This window comes from Synechocystis sp. CACIAM 05 (assembly GCF_010222815.1).
Classification (GTDB): Bacteria; Cyanobacteriota; Cyanobacteriia; order Cyanobacteriales; family Microcystaceae; genus Synechocystis.
The window spans coordinates 2,479,798-2,499,494 of sequence record NZ_CP019225.1; the positions used below are offsets into that span (position 1 = coordinate 2,479,798).

Consider the following 19,697-nt stretch of genomic DNA (forward strand, 5'->3'; position numbering starts at 1 on the left):
AGGTATTGGGGTAGAATACGGGGATTGTTGACGACCATGGCCTTGCCGTCAGTTAGACCCAGAAACGACACCACGAATCTAGTCTCTCTGAGGTGTGCCTGGGGATTCGCCCTCACCTCCAGTATAAATTCCTGACTGCCGATCGCCGTGACTACCCAAATCCCCGTTCCCCCCGTTGTAAGCGACCAGGCTCTGCCGGACCGCGTTTCCGATCGCCTTAAGGGGCAGATCATCGTTATTTTAGATTTTGGCTCCCAGTATTCGGAACTAATTGCCCGACGCATCCGGGAAACTGAAGTTTATTCCGAAGTTTTGTCCTACCGCACCACAGCGCAACAGTTGCGGGAAATTAAGCCCAAAGGCATCATCCTTTCCGGTGGCCCCAATTCCGTTTACGACCAGGGGGCTCCCGAGTGTGACCCAGAAATCTTTCAGTTAGGCGTTCCTGTGTTGGGAGTCTGCTATGGCATGCAACTGATGGTTAAACAGTTGGGCGGCCGGGTGGAGCGGGCCAAGCGGGGGGAATATGGCAAAGCGAGTCTGCACATCGACGACCCCACTGATTTGCTCACCAATGTAGAAAACGACAGTACCATGTGGATGAGCCATGGGGATTCCTGTGTGGATCTGCCGACGGGCTTTGAAATCCTCGCCCACACGGACAATACTCCCTGTGCAGCGATCGCCGATCATCAAAAGGCTTTGTTTGGGGTACAGTTTCACCCGGAAGTGGTGCATTCTGTGGGGGGCATTGCCCTCATCCGCAACTTTGTCTATCACATTTGCCACTGTGAACCCACTTGGACCACCGCCGCTTTCATTGAAGAATCCATTCGGGAAGTCCGTTCCCAAGTAGGTGATCGCCGAGTTTTATTAGCCCTTTCCGGTGGGGTAGACTCATCCACTTTGGCTTTTCTGCTCCATCGGGCGATCGGGGATAACCTCACCTGTATGTTCATTGACCAAGGTTTCATGCGTAAAGGAGAGCCGGAAAGGTTAGTGGAACTATTTGACCACCAGTTTCATATCCCGGTCCAATACGTCAACGCCCGCGACCGTTTCCTCAAGCAACTGGAAGGAGTAACGGACCCAGAGGAAAAACGTCGGCTGATTGGGCACGAATTTATCCAGGTATTTGAAGAAGAGTCCAACCGTCTTGGGCCCTTTGATTACCTGGCCCAGGGAACCCTCTATCCCGACGTAATCGAATCCGCCGACAGCAACGTGGACCCCAAAACCGGCGAACGGGTGGCAGTAAAAATTAAAAGTCACCACAACGTCGGAGGTTTACCGAAAAATCTCCGCTTTAAACTGGTGGAACCCCTGCGCAAACTATTCAAAGACGAAGTAAGAAAATTAGGTCGCTCTATTGGTTTACCGGAAGAAATTGTCCGTCGTCATCCTTTCCCTGGCCCTGGCCTAGCCATTCGTATCATTGGCGAAGTCACCTCGGAGCGGCTTAATATTTTGCGGGATGCGGACTTCATTGTGCGGGACGAAATTTCCAAACGGGGTATTTACCATGACTATTGGCAAGCCTTTGCTGTACTGTTACCCATCCGCAGCGTGGGGGTAATGGGGGACAAACGCACCTATGCTCACCCCGTTGTTCTACGCTTTATCACCAGTGAAGACGGTATGACCGCCGATTGGGCCCGAGTTCCCTACGATATTCTCGAAGCCATTTCCAACCGCATTGTCAACGAAGTTAAGGGGGTTAACCGGGTAGTTTATGACATCACTTCCAAGCCCCCTGGCACTATCGAGTGGGAATGATCAGAACAATGGGGAAGACATAAATAAATTCCCCAATTTTTAAGCAACGAAGTCAAATTCAAGCGTTAGCAGAAAACCAGAAAAACCATGGCCAGACCCATTGCCATCGACTTGTTTGCGGGCTGTGGTGGCATGTCCTTGGGTTTAGAAGCCGCTGGATTTGATATTGCCGCCGCGGTGGAATTTGATGCAGTGCATTGTTTAGTGCATCATCACAATTTTCCCTATGGTGTTACTATCTGTCGGGATATTGCTCTGGTAAGTGCGGGCGAAATTCTAAGAAAGTTAAATGATAAAGGTTATTCAAGCGATATAGACCTGATTGCTGGAGGCCCTCCCTGTCAGGGCTTTTCCCTCATGGGTAAAAGACAATTGGATGACCCCCGCAATTCATTGGTGTTTGAATATGTGCGAATGATTCGGGATCTCAAACCCAAATATTTTTTATTTGAAAATGTTCCCGGTATGCGATCGGGGCAACATAAAAAATTTTTAGAGGAGCTAGTTAGGGAATTTGAAACCATTGGTTACCACATCGAAAAACCAATTTTAGTGCTAGATGCATCTCTCTATGGTGCTCCCCAAAAACGAAAAAGATTAATTGTTCTCGGCTCCAGAAAAGATGTCAAGCCTGTCACCTATCCTTTTCCATGCCATTTTGACATTGCTGAATTAAAACAAAGTAATTTTTCTAGAAAATCAGTCTCTAACATAGCTTATAAACCACCATTTACCTGTGGAGAAGCCATTGATGATTTAATTGACCATACACCCTATGCAGTAGGAGAAGACCAAGGTATTCCAGCAGAATTATTGGATTATTCAGCCCTGAGAAAAAGTTATGCCATCCATGCAAATGGAGCATTTTCTCTCTGCCATAAGCGCCAAGTTAATAATTTAGTTTATGGCCACATTGGTTCTCAACATACCGAAAAGTCAATCAAAAGATTTGCCGATACTGTCCCTGGAACAGTGGAAAAAACCAGTCGATTTTTACGTTTATCAAAAACTGGTTTATGTAATACCCTGAGAGCCGGCACTGCTAGTGATAAGGGTGCTTATACCGCCCCTAGGCCAATACACTACGCCTTACCTAGATGTATTACTGTGAGAGAAGCGGCTAGACTCCATACCTATCCAGATTGGTTTGAGTTCCACAAAACTATCTGGCATGGTTTTCGGGAAATTGGTAACTCTGTTGTACCTTTACTGGCCAAGACTTTGGGAGAACAGGTTATGGCTGCATTGAATTGTTCTATTGAGGATTTGCCGGTTTATGAACTGGAGCCCCAAGACCGAACATTACTACATTACAATTTGCCCCAGGCTAGTCGATATTTATGTGCCAAATCCCATTCCTAAAGCAGTTAGAATTACCACTCCAAAAATTAGACGGTACCAAACAAAAATCCAGGTGCTACGTTTTTGCAAAAATTTGATCAGCCAGGCGATCGCCAGGTAGGAAAAAACAGCGGAGGAAATGGTGCCAACAATGAGGGGGAGAATCGCATCGTTACTGAGATTTTTGTCCAGTAGACCCTTTAATTCCACTAGACCAGCGATGGTAATGGCCGGGATGCCCAGCAAAAAAGAAAAACGGGCAGCGGCGGCCCGCTCTAGATTGATAAATAAACCAGCAGTTAAGGTGGAGCCGGAACGGGATACTCCGGGAATCAGGGCTAGGGCTTGGGCGGTGCCCATAATTAACCCATCCTGCCAGCGTAATTTTTCAAAGGGACGGCGATGGGTGCCCAATTTTTCTGCCAGGGCTAGCAATAGGGCCATGACAATGGAGGCGATCGCAATGGTGCTCAGACTGCGGAAGAAAGAATTGTCCAAGTCCTGCACCAACAGTTTCATTAGTAGTCCAAAGAAAACAATGGGAATGGTGCCCAAACCAATACCCAGACCTAATTTAAATTCGAGGGAATCGTATTGGCGAGTTTGCACAGCTTTGATAATGCCCTTAGCAATGCCGGTTAAATCTTCCCAGAAGTACCAAAACACGGCGCCAATGCTGCCCAATTGAATAACGGCGGTGAACGCTACCCCTGGATCGCCCCAACCTAAAGCCATGGGCACTGCTTTTAAATGGGCTGTACTACTAATGGGTAGAAATTCCGTTGCCCCCTGAATAAAGCCCAACACAAAGGCTTGGAACAGATTAATGGATATGCCGGTAGATATTACCCCCGTCTCCACCGCCTCGCTGGGAAGGATGGGCTGGGCCACTGCAATCCCCCAAGCTTGATGATAAACAACGGCGATCGCCACACTGAGACTAAAGGCACTGAGAAAATTTAATTGGCGGGGGGACATTCACTGTCGATGATAATCGGGACTCAAAGATCCTAGCCTATAGTGGCAGAGCAATTTCTTGAAACGTTTTTTAACTCTCCCCTAGAATTGTGATCGCCCCACCGTTGCAACTCCATGGCTTTTCCTATCCTAGTCACCGGCCCCAGTCGTTCAGGTAAAAGTGAATGGGCCGAACATCTTGCAGCGCAAAACCATCCATCCGTTATCTACATCGCCACTGGTAAGGAAAATGCCGCGGACGTAGACTGGCAAAATCGCATTCAACAACATCGCGATCGCCGTCCGTCCCATTGGCAAACGGTGTGCGTAGATCAGAATTTAACAGAAACCTTAGAAATCCTAACGAAGGGAAGTTGTGCCTTAGTGGACTCCCTGGGAGGGTGGGTAGCCAATACCCTAGAGCTATCTCCAGAGCAATGGCAAACTAAGCAAAGGGAATTGATCACTTTTGTGACACACGGGCAAAATACCCCCATAACTATTATCTTTGTGGCCGAAGAAACGGGGTGGGGGGTGATTCCAGCCTATGCCTTGGGACGCATTTTTCGAGACCGTTTGGGCGCTCTCACTCGTCAACTGGGGGGACTTTGCGGTCAAGTTTACCTCGTGACCGGTGGTTATGCAGTGGATTTGCGCCGATGGGGAGAACCCCTACCGCCACCAAGGGATTGATGAGCAAAACTGAAGTAATCATTAAGTTGTTGTAAACAAATATCAGTCCCCACTCAGAAATCGTTAACATGGAGGCCAGCCGCACAGCAGGAGGAAACTTCTGGGTTTTTCAGGAGTATTATTCGCCATGGCAGACGCCATTGAAGTTAAAAATTATCTAGGTCACTGGTTTCAGCTTGGCCGGGCAGTAGTCTTTCCCAAAAGTAATGAGGTTGTTTTACCCAGTCCGATTTTTGCTGGCCAAAGATTCTCCCGAGCCTTCGAAGATTGTTGGCAACGCATCCTCACTAGTCGGGAAGATTGTTATCTAGAAGGGACGGAACAAACCCTCCAAAGCCTACTTAGCGGTGATTGGGAAATTATCAGTTGTGCCCGCTGTGCGTTGCCGGTGCCCCTGTCCCACAGTCAAATTCCCAATTCTCTTTGTCCTTGTGTTGAGGTGGAATCCTGGCCGAATTTGGAGTTACCATTGCCCCGCCTACCGGCCAATCAAGTTTGCACCCTAAGAAAAGTCCAGGAGCGGCTGATCCTACAGGAGGAGGCAGACTGACCAATGTTCACATGGACAATGTGTTTGCTGTTTGATCGCCATTGGGTAGGCTAGGGGAGAAATTTTCCAGCATCGACAAAACTGAATGGGTGCCAGAGAAACGCGGACAAAATCTGCCTGGGCACTGCTTCAAAACCGTAGAAAAGGTTAAATTACCGGATTTTTGATTGCCAAGGCTGGCCAATAGATTAGAATGTAACGGAAAGGTTTACATTTTGTTACATATGTTGGTGCCCATTCTCATTTTTGATGTGGCTTTGGTGGCCTGGTCCCTCCACCTTATGCAACAGGCGATCGAAGAGCAGGAATTTTCTTTGATGCTGGCCGGAACTCTCGTAGCAGCAGCGGCGGCTGCCACATTGGTGGTTTATTTTCTCATGGGCCATTGTTTATCTCAATTGAGCCAGACTCTTTGACCAGCAGCAGCGAGCTTTGATAATTGGTTGTCAAATTAGTCTTTGATTTAAAAGTTTACCTAAGACAGTCCCTCTTTGAGCTAGCCCAGCAGTTTTAGGCACGAATCCTCTGAATTCACCCATTTATAAAGTCTCTAGGAAGGCAGGAATATTTTAGATTAAGCAGATATCTTCTATGGGAAGCACGGGGAAATGCGGTATTAGGCTCTTGAAGAAGTTGAACAGAGATTGACTACTGGCCACTGTTTCAGACTTTGTTCACCAGCTCCACACATGCCCTATCCCGTCGTCTTAAAGAGCCACTAGGGGGCAAAAGCCATGCTTGACAGAAGCTTCACCGATCGCCTCCATTTTATTGACAGAAATTTGGTTACGACCCCAGGAAAAATTGGTGCGCCAGCCCTCAAACTCTAGTAGAATAGCCTCCGCAAAACAGGCGAACATTTGCCGGGAGGGAATATCCATCTCCACAATCTTCATGATTTCCCAGGTAATATCCAGGGAATGTTCCACAATCCCCCCCTTGAGAATATGCACCCCATCCGCTTTCACCCTGGTATCTAAATTCTTGGGATAGCCCCCATCCACAATTAAACAGGGCTTTTTCAGCATTTCCCCCGCAATTTCTACCCCCTTGGGCATACTGGCCACCCAAACAATAATGTCTGCCTGGGGTAGGGCCGTTTCCAAATCCATAATTTTGCCCCGACCCAATTCCTCTTGGAGATTTTCCAGTCTTTGGCGGTTACGGGCGATTAGCAATAATTCCTTAACTTGATGTTTGCTATCCAACCAACGACATACGGCGCTACCAATATCTCCCGTGGCGCCACAAACCGCTACAGTTGCCTGACTTAAATCAATCCCCAACTGTTTAGCTCCAGACTCGACCTGACGGCAGATCACATAAGCGGTGTGGGTATTACCAGTGGTGAACCGCTGAAAATCTAGTTCCACATTGCGGACTTGATTATTTTGCTTGAGGTTAAATTCTTCAAATACGATTGAAGAAAAGCCTCCCAGGGCCGTAATATCCAAGCCCACCTTTTGGGCCAGGGCCATGGCATTGAGGATTTTACGAATGGCCGCTTTGATCCGCCGTTGGGTTAACATTTCCGGCAAAAAGCAAGACTCCACATATTTGCCTTCAATCACCTGCCCCGTCACACTTTTCACCTGAAAATTATCAACCACTTGGGGGGGAGCCGAACACCAAAAATCCAGGCCTTGGTTGGCGTACTCAGGATAGCCTAAATCTTCAGCAACCGCTTGGGCGTGTTCTAAACTCGTGAGATGACCAATAAGACCAAACATTGATAATAGTCAGAATAAATAGGGGAAGGTATCGCTTTCCGCTCAGTTAACGACTCCGATCGCCATAAAGCTTTACACAGTATGGCACAATTTGACGAACTTCCCGTTGGCATAGGCCAGCTTCCTAAAAGCACTCCAGAATAGGGAAAAACCCACAGATCCTAAGAAGCCTGGGATTTGTGGGCCCATGAAATAGTTGAAGATATTTCTAGCTGGGACTAGACTCCGGCCAAACCGTAGGAAGACATACGCATAATTTCCCTGGTGCTGAAGCCGATGTTACTGAGGGCTTCGCCGTAGCTGATCATAAAATCTTCCACTAGGGCTTCTTTTTCCATGCCCAATACCTTGGCGTCTCCCTGCACTTGGTTGAGCATTTTCCACACTAAGGGTAAGTTTTCTTTGTTGGCCTGTTCCAGTTCTTCCTTCGCGGTGGCAAAGTTGGCCTTTAGCCATTCTTCCCCGTAGTTAAGGTGGGTGTATTCGTCCTTGACCACGCCCTCAGTGATTTTCCGAGCAAAGTCGTCCGCCACAGGGATATATATGTTATAGGCGGCGATCGCAAAAGCTTCGATAATCAAAGCCTGGATCAATAAACAGGTAACAACTTTCCCTTCGCTAAAAGCCTGCTGGAAATTGCCATGGAGACCGGCGAAAAATTCCTGGGCATAGGGCATATCAGGGTTCACTTGGAGGTTGTTGCCACAGGCTTGGAAACCTTTTTTATGGCGGTTTTCCATTTTGGCCAAGCGGGTCAACTCTTCTTTGTCTTCCGGCAAGAGTTCCGCCATCTGGAGGTAGTTGCTGTAGGCTTCCTGTTCGCCTTCAATGACAATGGCGTTGATGCGGCTATAGGCGTCTTTGTAAATTTCGCTGGAATAGTCAAATTCGGTGCGGACAGCAAGCTCGGGCATAGGGGCGTTGGACTCCTGTGGATGGACGGTTAAAAGGTCGATGAAGACCAGAGAATCAAAGTAAAGAAAGGTTAAGAAATTAACCCCCGGTTGTCTTTATAATACAGACTCTAAATTAATGCAAATCCCGGAGGATCATAGCGGTCTAACCATAGGGAACACCTATCCAGTTGATTTAGTAATCTACATGGCCAGATCTGCTGCGATTTGAGTTGGCACCATTCTAGCAAAACTAGTCTAAGTTGCTGGGGGGGAGGTTAGTCCTGGGGATAGGAAGAGGGTCCAATTAGTTCCACTTGGGAATCATTACCAATCAGGAAGCGCAAAGCCTGGGGACGGCGGGGAGCGGGAAAAATTTTGGCGTTTTTGCCGATGACACTATCGACAATTCTTTGTTGGATGGCCACAATGCTAGCTCCTTGGAGCACGACACTATGTTCAAGATCTGCATCCCTGATTTTAACTCCCTCGGCAATACTGCTATAGGGACCGATGAAGCAGTTTTCCAGATGACAGTTGGGGCCGATCGCCACGGGGCCACGGATGACGCTGTTGATAATTTGACTGTGGGGGCCAATGGTCACCCGACCCGAGATTTTGCTGTGATCATCCACGGTGCCTTGGATGTTTTTTTCCACTAGGGTATCGAGGATAATCTGATTGGCGGCCAGCAGGTCGTCTTTTTTACCGGTGTCGAGCCACCATCCTTTTAGTTGTAGGGATTCCACCCGATAATCATGGGTGATCAGATATTGGATTGCATCGGTGATTTCTAGTTCTCCCCGGGCAGAGGGCTCAATGTTGGCGATCGCCTGGTGAATGGTCGGGGCAAAAAAGTAAAGTCCCACTAGGGCCAAGTTGGAAGGGGGATGCTCTGGTTTTTCCACTAGGGCCAGAACTTTGCCTTGGTCATTAACGGTGGCCACCCCAAAGGCGCTGGGATTGGACACTCGCCGCAGTAGAATCAAGGAATCGAGGGATTTAGCCTGAAAATGGGCGAGGAATTGCTCTAGGTGGTCTTGAATTAGGTTATCGCCTAAATACATCACAAAAGGGGAATCTTGGAGAAAGTCTGCCGCCGTTTTCACTGCATGGGCCAACCCCAAGGGTTCGGATTGCAAAATATAGGTAATCTGGATACCGAACTTTTCTCCGTTGCCGGTGATAGTTTTAATTTCCTCCCCCGTTTCTGGGCTAATGATAATGCCAATATCGGTAATGCCAGCTTTGGCGATCGCCTCAATGCCATACCAGAGGATTGGTTTGTTGGCCACGGGCACCAACTGTTTTGCCCCGGTGTAGGTGAGGGGACGTAAGCGGGTTCCTTTGCCACCGGAGAGGATAAGAGCCTTCATAAAAATCTTGATAGCGGTTATGTTGTTCGGTCTAGGGTTCAGTGAACAGTAAGCAGTAATCGGTCAACACTGACCATTAAAACCTAGTCCAGAAATGATGGCGTAAGCATCTGCCCGTAAATTGACTGATTTCGTGTCATCATCAAAAATCTCTATGCCCCATCTCAACTTGCCTGATATGTTTATTGGTGGTGGCTTTTGCCTTCCCTAACCGACCCATTGCTCCCTTGCCCTATGCCCCTGCAAACCTTTCTATTTGAAATTGGAACTGAAGAATTACCCGCCGATTTTGTTCGCAGTGCGATCGCCCAGTGGCAAGGGTTAATTCCCCCAGGTTTGGCGGCGGAGTTTTTACAACCGGAGTCGGTGGAAATTTACGGCACGCCCCGGCGCTTGGCGGTGTTGATCAAAGGCTTACCAGAATGCCAGCCCGATCGCCTGGAGGAAATTAAGGGTCCTCCGGCCAGTGCCGCCTTTAAAGACGGGCAACCCACCCCGGCCGCCTTGGGCTTTGCCAAAAAACAGGGGGTCAACCCGGAGGATTTTGAGATCCGCTCCACCCCCAAAGGGGACTTTATTTTTGTCAATAAGCAATTACAGGGCCAAGCTAGCCAGGATTTGTTGCCCAAGCTGGCCCTAAGCTGGCTCAAAGCTTTGGACGGTCGAAGGTTTATGCGTTGGGGAGATGGGGATTGGCGTTTTCCCCGCCCCATTCGTTGGTTAGTTTGTCTGTTGGATGACCAAGTTTTACCCCTACAAATTGACAATGGCTCCACTACCCTAGTCGGCGATCGCCTTTCCCGGGGGCATCGCATTTTGCACCCAGCACCGATTAGCCTAGCCCACGGAGAAGATTATTTGGCCCAGTTAAAACAGGCCGGGGTCCTGGTGGATCCCAAGGAGCGCCGGGCCATAATTGAGCAACAAATTACCACCCAGGCGGCCACCCTAGAAGGCGAAGCGATTATTTATGACGATTTGCTCGATGAAGTGGAACAGTTGGTGGAATATCCCACCGCAGTGTTGGGGCAGTTTGATCAGGAGTTTCTCAGCCTACCCAGGGAAGTGATTACCACCGTCATGGTTACCCATCAACGCTATTTTCCTGTGGTGGACAAGGACGGAAGGTTATTGCCCCATTTCATCACCATTGCCAACGGCGATCCCAGCAAAGGGGAGATTATTGCGGCGGGGAATGGCCGAGTGATCCGGGCCCGCTTAGCCGATGCCAAATTTTTCTATCAAGCTGATTGTGACGACAGCCTCGACAGTTACTTGCCTCAACTAGAAACGGTTACCTTCCAAGAAGAGTTGGGCACCATGCGAGACAAGGTGGACCGCATTATGGAAATGGCCGCGGCGATCGCCGACCAGTTGGGAGTAACAGAGCAACAACGAGGAGAAATCGATAGTACCGCCATGCTGTGTAAAGCGGATTTGGTCACCCAAATGGTGTATGAATTTCCCGAACTACAGGGCATTATGGGGGAAAAATATGCCCTCGTTAGTGGTGAATCGGCAGCGGTGGCCCAGGGCATTGTGGAGCATTACCTCCCCCGGCACCAGGATGATGATTTACCCCAAGGCTTACCGGGTCAAGTGGTGGGCATGGCCGATCGCCTGGATACTCTGGTGAATATTTTTGGGTTGGGTTTATTACCTACCGGATCTTCCGATCCCTTTGCCCTGCGGCGGGCCGCCAATGCGGTGATTAATGTAGCCTGGGCAGCGGGTTTAGAAATTAATTTGCTGGAATTGTTGACCCAGGGCTGCCGGGATTTTGTTACTTCCCACCCCGATAAAACCTCTCCCCTGCAAGCGTTAAAGACGTTTTTTCTGCAAAGATTACAAACCCTACTTCAGGACGAACAGGGCATTGATTATGATCTAGTCAACGCCGTATTGGGCAATGGGGAGACAAACTGCGACGAGGCTCAAAGTAGATTACATGATCGCCTGTTAGCAGATTTACAGGATGTCAAAGAAAGGGCTCAATATCTGCAAGAATTGCGGGATAACGGTCATTTAGACGCAATTTATCCCACTGTGAACCGTTCTACCAAGCTAGCTAGTAAAGGCACTTTACCAACGGATCAATTAGATCCCCGTCCAGTGATTCAAGCTCCCCAACTGGTCCAGGATTCAGAAAAAGCAGTTTACCAAGCGTTGCTGGCCATTTATCCCAAAGCGGTAGAAGTACAAGAAAGCCGTGACTATGAAACCTTGGTAAATGCACTACACGAGCTTGCCCCCACCGTGGCGGAATTTTTCGACGGGCCGGATAGCGTATTGGTGATGGCAGAAAACGATGAATTACGGCAAAATCGCCTTAATTTACTCGGTTTAATCCGCAACTATGCTCTGATCCTCGGAGACTTCGGGGCAATTGTTAAAGGCATTTAAGAGCCTGTTTTAAATGTCCTCCTGGCCTCCAATTTGGGGGGAAACTGAGTGAAAGTCCCCCAGTATTGCCGGAGCTTTAGTGAAGAGATTTAGGGGGCTGAACAAAACTGCTAAACACGTTCTAAGCAATAAGGTTCAGGGAATGAAAATGACTCATACAAACAGGTTATTGTTCTCATTCCCAGATTAAATTAACGTTGTATTTTTTGAAATTTTCGTCTTTGCTAATGACGGAAAAATTATGTTGCTGAGCCTGGGCAATAATCATACGGTCAAAAGGATCTCGATGATGCAAGGGCAAATTGCGACAAGCTTCCAAATGTTGCCATGTGATATTCAAAACTAAAATATTGAGATCAGCAAGTAAATTCTCTAGATCAGTAAAAGCGTAATTAAGCCTTAGTTTGTTGATGTTGAGTTTAATGGCAATCTCCCAGAGAGATACAATGCTGACATAAACTTTTGGCTTGGCTTCAATCAAACTCTTGAGATGTAATGGTAGTTTTATATCATTATCTAAAAACCACAAAAGCGTGTGGGTGTCCAGTAGCATTTACATATACTCCTGCATTTCTTCCAAAGGAGCATCAAAGTCATCTGCCATCCAAATTTTCCCCTTTAGAACACCTGCTTGACGATATTTTTTTTGTCCATCATTGGTTACTGGACTGACTGGTGGTTGCTTAGTCAGCAGAAATTCGACAAAGTGTTCTACTTCAATTTTCATGGCATCGGGGAGAGCATTGATCTTTTCCATTAGGGCTGTGTCTGTCATGGGATTGCTCCTTAATTTTGACTTTGTATCGATTCTAAGCTGACTTTTTTGGTAGTTGCCATCCCTAAACTCGACAGGTTGCTAGACTTTTGATGCTAGTTTGCCAGGTTGTTAAATCAGCCAAAGCTCGATCTCGATATTGACCGTAACGTTCTTGCTTATTACGAATCCGCTGGGGCAATTCCGGTAAAATGCCAAAATTGGGCGGCATGGGCTGGAAATGTTTGGGGGAAGCGGAACTGATGAAGTTAAATAAAGCTCCCATCATGGTGGTGGCCGGCAATGTGAGCAAAGGTAAACCCAACGCCAACCGGGCCGCATTGGTTCCCGCTAACCATCCCCCCGCTGTAGCCGCGGCATAACCCTCCGTTCCGACTAACTGCCCCGCTGCAAATAAAGTCTGGCGATCGCCGAAATGGAGACTAGCGGTCAGAAGTTGGGGGGAATTGATAAAAGTATTGCGGTGCATTATCCCCATGCGAACAAACTCAGCGTTTTCCAAACCGGGAATCAAGCGGAAAACCCGTCCCTGTTCTCCCCAGCGTAAATTGGTCTGAAAACCCACCATATTCCACAATTGTCCTGCCTTATCTTCCTGGCGCAATTGCACCACTGCATAGGGCTTTTTCTCCTTGTTAGCAGGATCTCGAAAATCCCCCAAACGGGCATCAAATAGACCAACGGGCTTTATGGGGCCGTAACGCATGGTGTCTTCTCCCCGCTGGGCCAACTCTTCTATGGGTAAACATCCCTCAAAAAACTTAGCTGTTTCTCGGTCAAAGTCCTTCAGGGGAGCTTGTTCGGCCTCACACAATGCCTGCCAAAAATTGAGATATTGCTCTCGGTTAAAGGGGCAGTTGAGATAGGCCGCCTCCCCTTTGTCATAACGGGAAGCAAAAAAAGCTACTTCTTTATTGATGGAATCCCCTACCACAATGGGACTGGCCGCATCGAAAAAGCTTAGGTATTCCATGCCGGTGAATTGTTGCAAATCCTCCGTTAGCGCTGGGCTAGTGAGGGGTCCCGTAGTCAGCACTGTAATACCTTCCCTGGGAATTTCCGTTACTTCCCCCCGCCGTAATTCCACCAGGGGATGGCTGGCCACTTGCTCTGTCAAAGACCGGCTAAAAATTCCCCGGTCCACCGCCAAAGCACCCCCAGCTGGCACTGCATGGCGATCCGCTGTGGTAATAATGAGAGAATTCAACTGCCGTAATTCTGTTTGCAAAAGTCCCGCTGCCCGATCGCCAGCTTTGGCCCCAAAGGAATTGCTACAGACCAACTCCGCCAAATCCTCACTGTGGTGGGCTGGACTCAGACGTTCGGGGCGCATTTCCGTCAAAATAACTGGAACTCCTGCTTGGGCAATTTGCCAGGCGGCCTCCGTACCCGCTAAGCCTCCACCGATAACATGGATGGGCGTTAAAGTGGTCATAGGGAACTTTGAAAATTCAAAAATAGTTAGAGACTAACATTTTAAAGCAGGGGACAGTCTACCGCCCAAGGAGAAGGCCCCATCTCCTGAAGAATGGAATTTTCCTTGTCTTGATCAATGTTTGACCTTGGAACCCATGCCTATCATTCCTAGCCCCAAAGTCCTGTTAGTGGATGATCAGCGGGAAAATCTTGTTGCTCTGTCACAGGCCCTGGATTCCCTGCCAGTGGAAATAATCACCGCTAACTCCGGCCAAGAGGCGATCGCCACCGCCGCCACCACAGAATTTGCCTTGATGATTTTGGCCCAGGAAATGTCTGAATTGGACGGGCTAAACACCGCTAAAATTCTTCGTTCTTTTCCCCTGGCTGAACAAACTCCAATTATTTTTCTAGCTCGGCAAGAAATTATCACCAAAGCAATAGCAGAAATAAATATTTTGGGGTTGGTTGACTTTCTGGCACAACCGCCTAACCAAAATTTTCTTCAGGTGAAAGCTAAACTTTATTTGCAGCTTTTCCAGCAAAAACAAACTCTGCAATACTATAATAATTGCCTAGAAAATTCAGTTAAATCTGTTCATTTTGATGTAAAAAATAATCATTCAGAACAACTCAGTGAAATAATTTTAGCCAATATTTCCGATACTGTCTTTGTCACTGATTTATCCGGAAAATTTACTTTTATTTGTTCAAATATTGATAACATCTTCGGCTATTCCTTGGCGGAAGTAAACGCCATGGGAACCGTAGAAACGCTCCTGGGTGATTTTAGATTTAACGAATATGAGTTAAAAGAAAAAGGGGAATTAAAAAATTTACGGCATGATGTTCAAGATAAACAAGGTAAAATTCATTATTTACTCATCAATCTTAAGAAAGTCGCTATTAATGGAGGTATTTATCTTTATAGTTGTCGGGATATTTCAGAATGGGCTCGAAAGGAACAAGCCATTAGAAACAGTGAAGCCAATTTCCGAGACATTTTTGCCAGCATCAAGGACGGGCTATTAGTTCTAGATCAAGATAACTACATTTGTTATGCCAATGCCCAGGCAGTGAAACTTCTTAACTGTACTTTGGAAGAATTAGTGGGAACCATTGGCAGTCCATTGGAAGATACGGAATTTAGCCTACCAGTAGACGACGGCACTATTTACACGGTGGATGTTAGTGTAACCGAAATTACATGGTATGGACAAACCGCAAAGTTAGTCTCTTTACGGGATATTAGCGACCGCAAACGCATGGAGAACCAATTGCGGGAAAATCAGAATAAATACTATCGTCTTTTAGAAAATCTTGACAATGGAGTAATAGTACACAATGCCAATGCCGAAATTGTTTATGCTAATCCTAAAGCAGAATCTTTCCTCGGTTTAACAGATTTAGAAGGCAGGGATATTGATGATGAATATTGGATATTTTTTGATAAAGAAGGAGAAAAATTAGAAAAAGAGGAATTTCCTGTGGCCCAGGTTTTAGCCGACCAATCTTCCTTAAAAAATTTTGAAATGGGTATTTATCGTCCCGACACTGATCAATTACTCTGGGCGTATATTAATGCTTATCCTGAATTCTATAATGAAGACACCATTCAGGAAATAATAGTAACTTTTTCTGATATTACTGAACGCAAGTTGGCAGAAATTCAACTAAAAACTATTAACGAAAACCTAGAAGTTCTTATTGAAGAGAGAACCAGTGAGCTGGAAAGTAGCAATAGCCAATTATTGCAGGAAATTATCGAGAAAGAACAGGTGAGTATTACCCTTACCACCCAGGAGGCAAAATATAGGGCTTTAGTCCGAGATGCCGGTGATGCAATTATTTTAATTACCATTGACTTCATTGTCCTAGAAGTCAATTATCGGGCTGTGGAGTTGAGTGGTTATGATCAAGAAGAATTAATTGGGCATTCTTTGCTTGACCTTAGGCTATTGACCCCAGAGTTTTATGCTCAACAAAGACACTTTTGGCGCACTCTTAAAAGGAAACAAATTTCCCAATTAACCGATGTCAGACTTGTAAAAAAATCTGGAGAATTAATTTCCGTTGACATTTCCGCCAGTGTAATTACCTATGAAAATCACTCAATTGTTCAGTGCATAGTCCACGATATAACCCTCCAAAAGACCATTCAAGCCCAATTGCAACGGGAAAATTATTTTCGTCGGCAATTATTGGAAAAAATGGTGGAAGGATTATTTGTTTGTTATGAAGTTGAGCAGTTTCCCTTCCTGCAATTTACTGTGTGGAATCCGATGATGAAAAATATCACTGGCTATAGTCAAGAAGAAATCAATCAATGCGGCTGGTATGAAACTCTTTATTCCCATGGACAGCCTCAAGAGGCAGTAAGGGTGAGAATGAAGGCAGTGGCCTTAGGGTTAGATATGGTCAAGGAAGAGTGGCAAATTATCCGTCGGGATGGAGCTTTGCGTACCGTTGAAATTTCCACTGCCTTGATCACTTCAAATAATCAGACCAATATCCTTGCGGTGATTCAAGACATAACAGATCAAAAACGACAGCTACAAATTATTCAAAATAACGAAGCTACTCTCCGTTGTATTGTGGAAAATCTGCCAATTTTCTTTGGTATGAGAACAATAAACTTTAGTAATTGGTATTATATTAATCCATCTTTTGAAAGTTTGACGGGTTATACTCCAGATGAAATGTATGAAGATCCCCTGCTATGGCAAAAAATTCATCGGGAAGAATATGCAGAAAATCTAGAACAGGCACGTCCTAACCTGGGGGAGTGGACTATTTTTTCTATGGAGAAAAAAGACGGCACACAAATTTGGGCGCAAACAGTAGAATTTTTAGTTGATGATCTATCGGACACTGCTCGGGTGGTGGTGTTTGGACAAGATATTACTGACATTAAACGAGCGGAAATCGAAACCCTGAGATCTTTGGTCAAAGAACGGCAACTAAATGAAGCTAAAAGTCAGTTTGTTGATATTGTGTCCCACGAATTTCGTACTCCTTTAACTTCTATTATTGGTTTTGGAGAGTTATTATCCAAATATTTTGATCGTCTTTCTACAGAGAAAAAACAACAATATATTAACAATATCCAAAATTCTAGCCAACGGCTGAAACAACTAATTGATGATGTGCTTTCCATTAGTCGCTATGATGCCAATAAGATAGAAATTGAGCTAGGTAACATTAACCTAAGGAACTTAGCTAACGATTTAATCGAGAATTTTAGCTGTGGCCTGGGCAGTGAACATAATTTCGAGCTTAACTACCATCTCAAGCCGGACGAACACTCCCTGGTGGATGTGAGACTACTCCGCCATATTTTGGAAAATATTTTAAGTAATGCCATTAAATATTCGGCCCCGGGTAGCACTATCACCCTAGATATTAGTAAGGATGAAGAGCATTTACTTTTCCAAGTACGGGACGAAGGCATTGGTATTCCCCTCCAGGACCAGGAAAAACTGTTTGAAGCTTTCCATCGTGCCAGCAACGTGGGGGACATTCCCGGTACTGGTTTGGGATTGAGCATTGTTAAACGCTATGTGGAATTTCAGGGAGGGACAATCGAGGTGATATCGATGCCAGGAAAAGGGACCACAATGGTGATCAAATTGCCCCTAAACCCTGCCCCGATCATCCAGATTGCTCAGGGGGAAACCGATCGCCTGAGTTGAGTTTCTAGATAAACCAGGAGGGCATTGATATCGGCGGGGTTAACGCCCCCAATGCGACCGGCTTGACCAATGGTGAGGGGTTGGAACTGGGTTAGTTTTTCCCTTGCTTCCATGGATAGGGTTTCAATGGCCATGTAATTTAAGCCGGGGGGCAAACGTTTTTGGCTATGGCGGCTCACCTGTTCAATTTGGGTTTGTTGCCGCTTAATGTAGCCGGAATATTTGATTTCGATTTCCACGCTGGTTTTTTCCTCCGGTTTTAATTCCTCGTTACCCAACTGAAATTTTTCTAAATCTGGATAATGAAATCCAGGTCGTCGTAGTAACTCCGCCAGCACAATGGAGCCTTTAATTTTCTGTTGGGTATAATCAGCAATTTCTTTACCCACTGCATCTTGCTCTTTGATGCGGGTACTGTACAGTCTTTCTTTTTCGGCGGTGATGTTAGCTTGTTTGGTTTGGAATAGGTCCCAACGGCGATCGTCAATTAAGCCAATTTCCCTTCCCAGAGGGGTTAACCTTTGATCGGCATTGTCGGAACGTAAAATTAAGCGGTACTCGGAACGGCTGGTGAGCATCCGGTAGGGTTCCCGCAAATCTTTGGTGCATAAATCATCAATTAATGTACCCAGATAACTTCCCTCCCGGGAGAAGATGATCAATGATTTTCCTTGACAATGACGGGCCGCATTGATCCCCGCCACCAGACCCTGGGCCGCCGCTTCTTCATAGCCAGTGGTGCCGTTAATTTGCCCAGCACAAAATAGTCCTGCCACTTTTTTGGTCATCAAACTGGGATAACACTGGGTAGCCGGTAAAAAGTCGTATTCCACTGCGTAAGCGGGGCGCAACATGACACAATTTTCCAACCCCGGTAGAGTTTGTAGCATGGCCAATTGCACATTTTCCGGTAGCCCCGTGGAAAAACCTTGAATATACAATTCAGGAATGTCTCGACCTTCCGGCTCGATAAAAATTTGGTGACTTTCTTTGTCAGCGAAACGAACAATTTTATCTTCGATGGAAGGACAATAACGGGGCCCCTTAGAGTCAATAAAACCGCCATAAATGGGAGATAAATGGAGATTATCTTTAATTAATTGGTGGGTCTTAGCTGTTGTTCTGGTCAAATAACAATTCATTTGCTCCCGCTCTACCCACACTTCCGGGTCAAAGCTAAACCAACTTACCTGTTCATCTGGGGGTTGGGGCTCTAATTTGTCATAATCTACTGATCGCCGATCAACCCTGGCCGGAGTTCCCGTTTTTAACCTGCCAGTTTCAAAGCCCAGTTCATTCAAAGTTTCCGTTAGGCCTACTGCCGCAAATTCGCCGGCCCGCCCCGCTGGCATGGACTTATTACCAATCCAAATTTTGCCCCCCAGGAAAGTCCCTGTCGTAATCACCACCGACTGGGCTCCAAAGCAAGCGCCAAAGTAGGTCTGCACACCTTGAATCTCATCATTGTCCCCCAACACCAAATCCGTCACCATCCCTTCCCGAATGGATAGATTAGGTTGATTTTCAACGATATTTTTCATCACCGCCGCATATTCCCGCTTATCCGTTTGGGCCCGCAATGCCCACACCGCCGGCCCCCGGGAAATATTTAACACCCGCTTTTGCAGATAGGTACGGTCGGCCATTTTGCCAATTTCCCCCCCCAGTGCATCTACTTCATGGGTTAACTGAGATTTAGCCGGCCCTCCCACTGCAGGGTTACAGGGTTGCCAAGCAATGCGGTCTAAGTTGAGGGTTAACAGTAGGGTGCGACAGCCCAACCGAGCCGTGGCCAAGGCCGCCTCACAACCCGCATGGCCTGCCCCCACCACGATGACATCAAATTGGTCTTGGAATTCCACTGGCGATCGAAGGGTCATGGCAACTAAAAAGCTTTGACAATAACTTGGGATGAACTCATTTTCCAGTGTAGTCTGGGCCCCGGTGCCCTGGAAATTTGGGGCAAAAAAATCGCACCCCGGTTAAAAGATGCGATCGCCAAAACGCAGAAGTTTTTTTAAGTAGATGGCTTGGTCAAGAATCTGTTTTGTAGACTTTCGATCCGTCCTCCTGAACATCTACTCAGCAAGAGAAA

General features: G+C 46.7%; 15 protein-coding genes. 7 read left to right on the plus strand and 8 right to left on the minus strand.

The annotated features are described in order from the left end of the window. The first annotated feature begins 147 nt into the window (after window positions 1–147). Window positions 148–1,776 carry a glutamine-hydrolyzing GMP synthase gene (guaA, locus tag BWK47_RS11715; protein WP_162328770.1) on the plus strand — a complete coding sequence of 543 codons (1,629 nt, stop codon included), beginning with the start codon at window positions 148–150 and terminating at the stop codon, window positions 1,774–1,776. A gap of 87 nt (window positions 1,777–1,863) precedes the next feature. Further along, window positions 1,864–3,138 (plus strand): DNA cytosine methyltransferase, encoded by a 1,275-nt coding sequence (locus BWK47_RS11720; protein ID WP_162328771.1) that lies wholly within the window; start codon window positions 1,864–1,866, stop codon window positions 3,136–3,138. Here the strand turns inward: BWK47_RS11720 and BWK47_RS11725 are convergent. Next, complete coding sequence (locus tag BWK47_RS11725; RefSeq protein ID WP_162328772.1) at window positions 3,115–4,095, minus strand: undecaprenyl-diphosphate phosphatase; 981 nt, start codon at window positions 4,093–4,095, stop codon at window positions 3,115–3,117. The genes BWK47_RS11720 and BWK47_RS11725 overlap by 24 nt on opposite strands. A 114-nt stretch (window positions 4,096–4,209) precedes the next feature. Here BWK47_RS11725 and cobU point away from each other — a divergent pair, with 114 nt between their 5' ends. The 3 genes from cobU to BWK47_RS11740 all read left to right on the plus strand — a co-directional run bounded on the left by cobU (window position 4,210) and on the right by BWK47_RS11740 (window position 5,733). Then, on the plus strand, window positions 4,210–4,767 hold the full coding sequence (cobU, locus tag BWK47_RS11730) for a bifunctional adenosylcobinamide kinase/adenosylcobinamide-phosphate guanylyltransferase (protein WP_162328773.1): 558 nt from the start codon (window positions 4,210–4,212) through the stop codon (window positions 4,765–4,767). Between the two features lie 127 nt (window positions 4,768–4,894). Then, window positions 4,895–5,317, plus strand: a complete 423-nt coding sequence (locus tag BWK47_RS11735; protein ID WP_162328774.1) for a hypothetical protein — start codon at window positions 4,895–4,897, stop codon at window positions 5,315–5,317. 224 nt (window positions 5,318–5,541) lie between these two features. Next, window positions 5,542–5,733 (plus strand): hypothetical protein, encoded by a 192-nt coding sequence (locus tag BWK47_RS11740; RefSeq protein ID WP_010873442.1) that lies wholly within the window; start codon window positions 5,542–5,544, stop codon window positions 5,731–5,733. A gap of 291 nt (window positions 5,734–6,024) precedes the next feature. Here BWK47_RS11740 and BWK47_RS11745 read toward each other — a convergent pair whose 3' ends face one another. The 3 genes from BWK47_RS11745 to BWK47_RS11755 all read right to left on the minus strand — a co-directional run bounded on the left by BWK47_RS11745 (window position 6,025) and on the right by BWK47_RS11755 (window position 9,316). Then, on the minus strand, window positions 6,025–7,047 hold the full coding sequence (locus BWK47_RS11745) for a long-chain acyl-[acyl-carrier-protein] reductase (RefSeq protein WP_010873443.1): 1,023 nt from the start codon (window positions 7,045–7,047) through the stop codon (window positions 6,025–6,027). 218 nt (window positions 7,048–7,265) lie between these two features. Then, window positions 7,266–7,961, minus strand: a complete 696-nt coding sequence (locus BWK47_RS11750) for an aldehyde oxygenase (deformylating) (protein ID WP_162328775.1) — start codon at window positions 7,959–7,961, stop codon at window positions 7,266–7,268. Between the two features lie 257 nt (window positions 7,962–8,218). After that, the gene (locus BWK47_RS11755) at window positions 8,219–9,316 is read right to left on the minus strand and encodes a glucose-1-phosphate thymidylyltransferase (protein WP_162328776.1); all 1,098 of its coding nucleotides are present in this window, start codon (window positions 9,314–9,316) and stop codon (window positions 8,219–8,221) included. 234 nt (window positions 9,317–9,550) lie between these two features. On the opposite strand from BWK47_RS11755, the gene glyS reads away from it, so the two are divergent. Next, window positions 9,551–11,719, plus strand: coding sequence for a glycine--tRNA ligase subunit beta (glyS, locus tag BWK47_RS11760; RefSeq protein ID WP_162328777.1), 2,169 nt, complete (start codon window positions 9,551–9,553; stop codon window positions 11,717–11,719). A 175-nt stretch (window positions 11,720–11,894) separates the two neighbouring features. Here glyS and BWK47_RS11765 read toward each other — a convergent pair whose 3' ends face one another. The 3 genes from BWK47_RS11765 to trmFO form a co-directional block, all read right to left on the minus strand. Further along, entirely contained in the window at window positions 11,895–12,272 is a 378-nt protein-coding gene (locus tag BWK47_RS11765; protein WP_162328778.1) for a type II toxin-antitoxin system VapC family toxin, read from the minus strand. Next, on the minus strand, window positions 12,273–12,494 hold the full coding sequence (gene vapB, locus BWK47_RS11770; protein WP_162328779.1) for a type II toxin-antitoxin system VapB family antitoxin: 222 nt from the start codon (window positions 12,492–12,494) through the stop codon (window positions 12,273–12,275). A 64-nt stretch (window positions 12,495–12,558) separates the two neighbouring features. Further along, complete coding sequence (gene trmFO / locus BWK47_RS11775; RefSeq protein WP_162328780.1) at window positions 12,559–13,929, minus strand: FADH(2)-oxidizing methylenetetrahydrofolate--tRNA-(uracil(54)-C(5))-methyltransferase TrmFO; 1,371 nt, start codon at window positions 13,927–13,929, stop codon at window positions 12,559–12,561. Between the two features lie 136 nt (window positions 13,930–14,065). Between trmFO and BWK47_RS11780 the strand changes: the two genes are divergently transcribed. Further along, window positions 14,066–17,602 (plus strand): PAS domain S-box protein, encoded by a 3,537-nt coding sequence (locus BWK47_RS11780; RefSeq protein ID WP_162328781.1) that lies wholly within the window; start codon window positions 14,066–14,068, stop codon window positions 17,600–17,602. Here the strand turns inward: BWK47_RS11780 and mnmG are convergent. Then, window positions 17,575–19,482, minus strand: a complete 1,908-nt coding sequence (gene mnmG / locus BWK47_RS11785) for a tRNA uridine-5-carboxymethylaminomethyl(34) synthesis enzyme MnmG (RefSeq protein WP_162328782.1) — start codon at window positions 19,480–19,482, stop codon at window positions 17,575–17,577. The two genes, BWK47_RS11780 and mnmG, sit on opposite strands and share 28 nt — an antisense overlap. Between the last annotated feature and the right edge of the window lie 215 nt (window positions 19,483–19,697).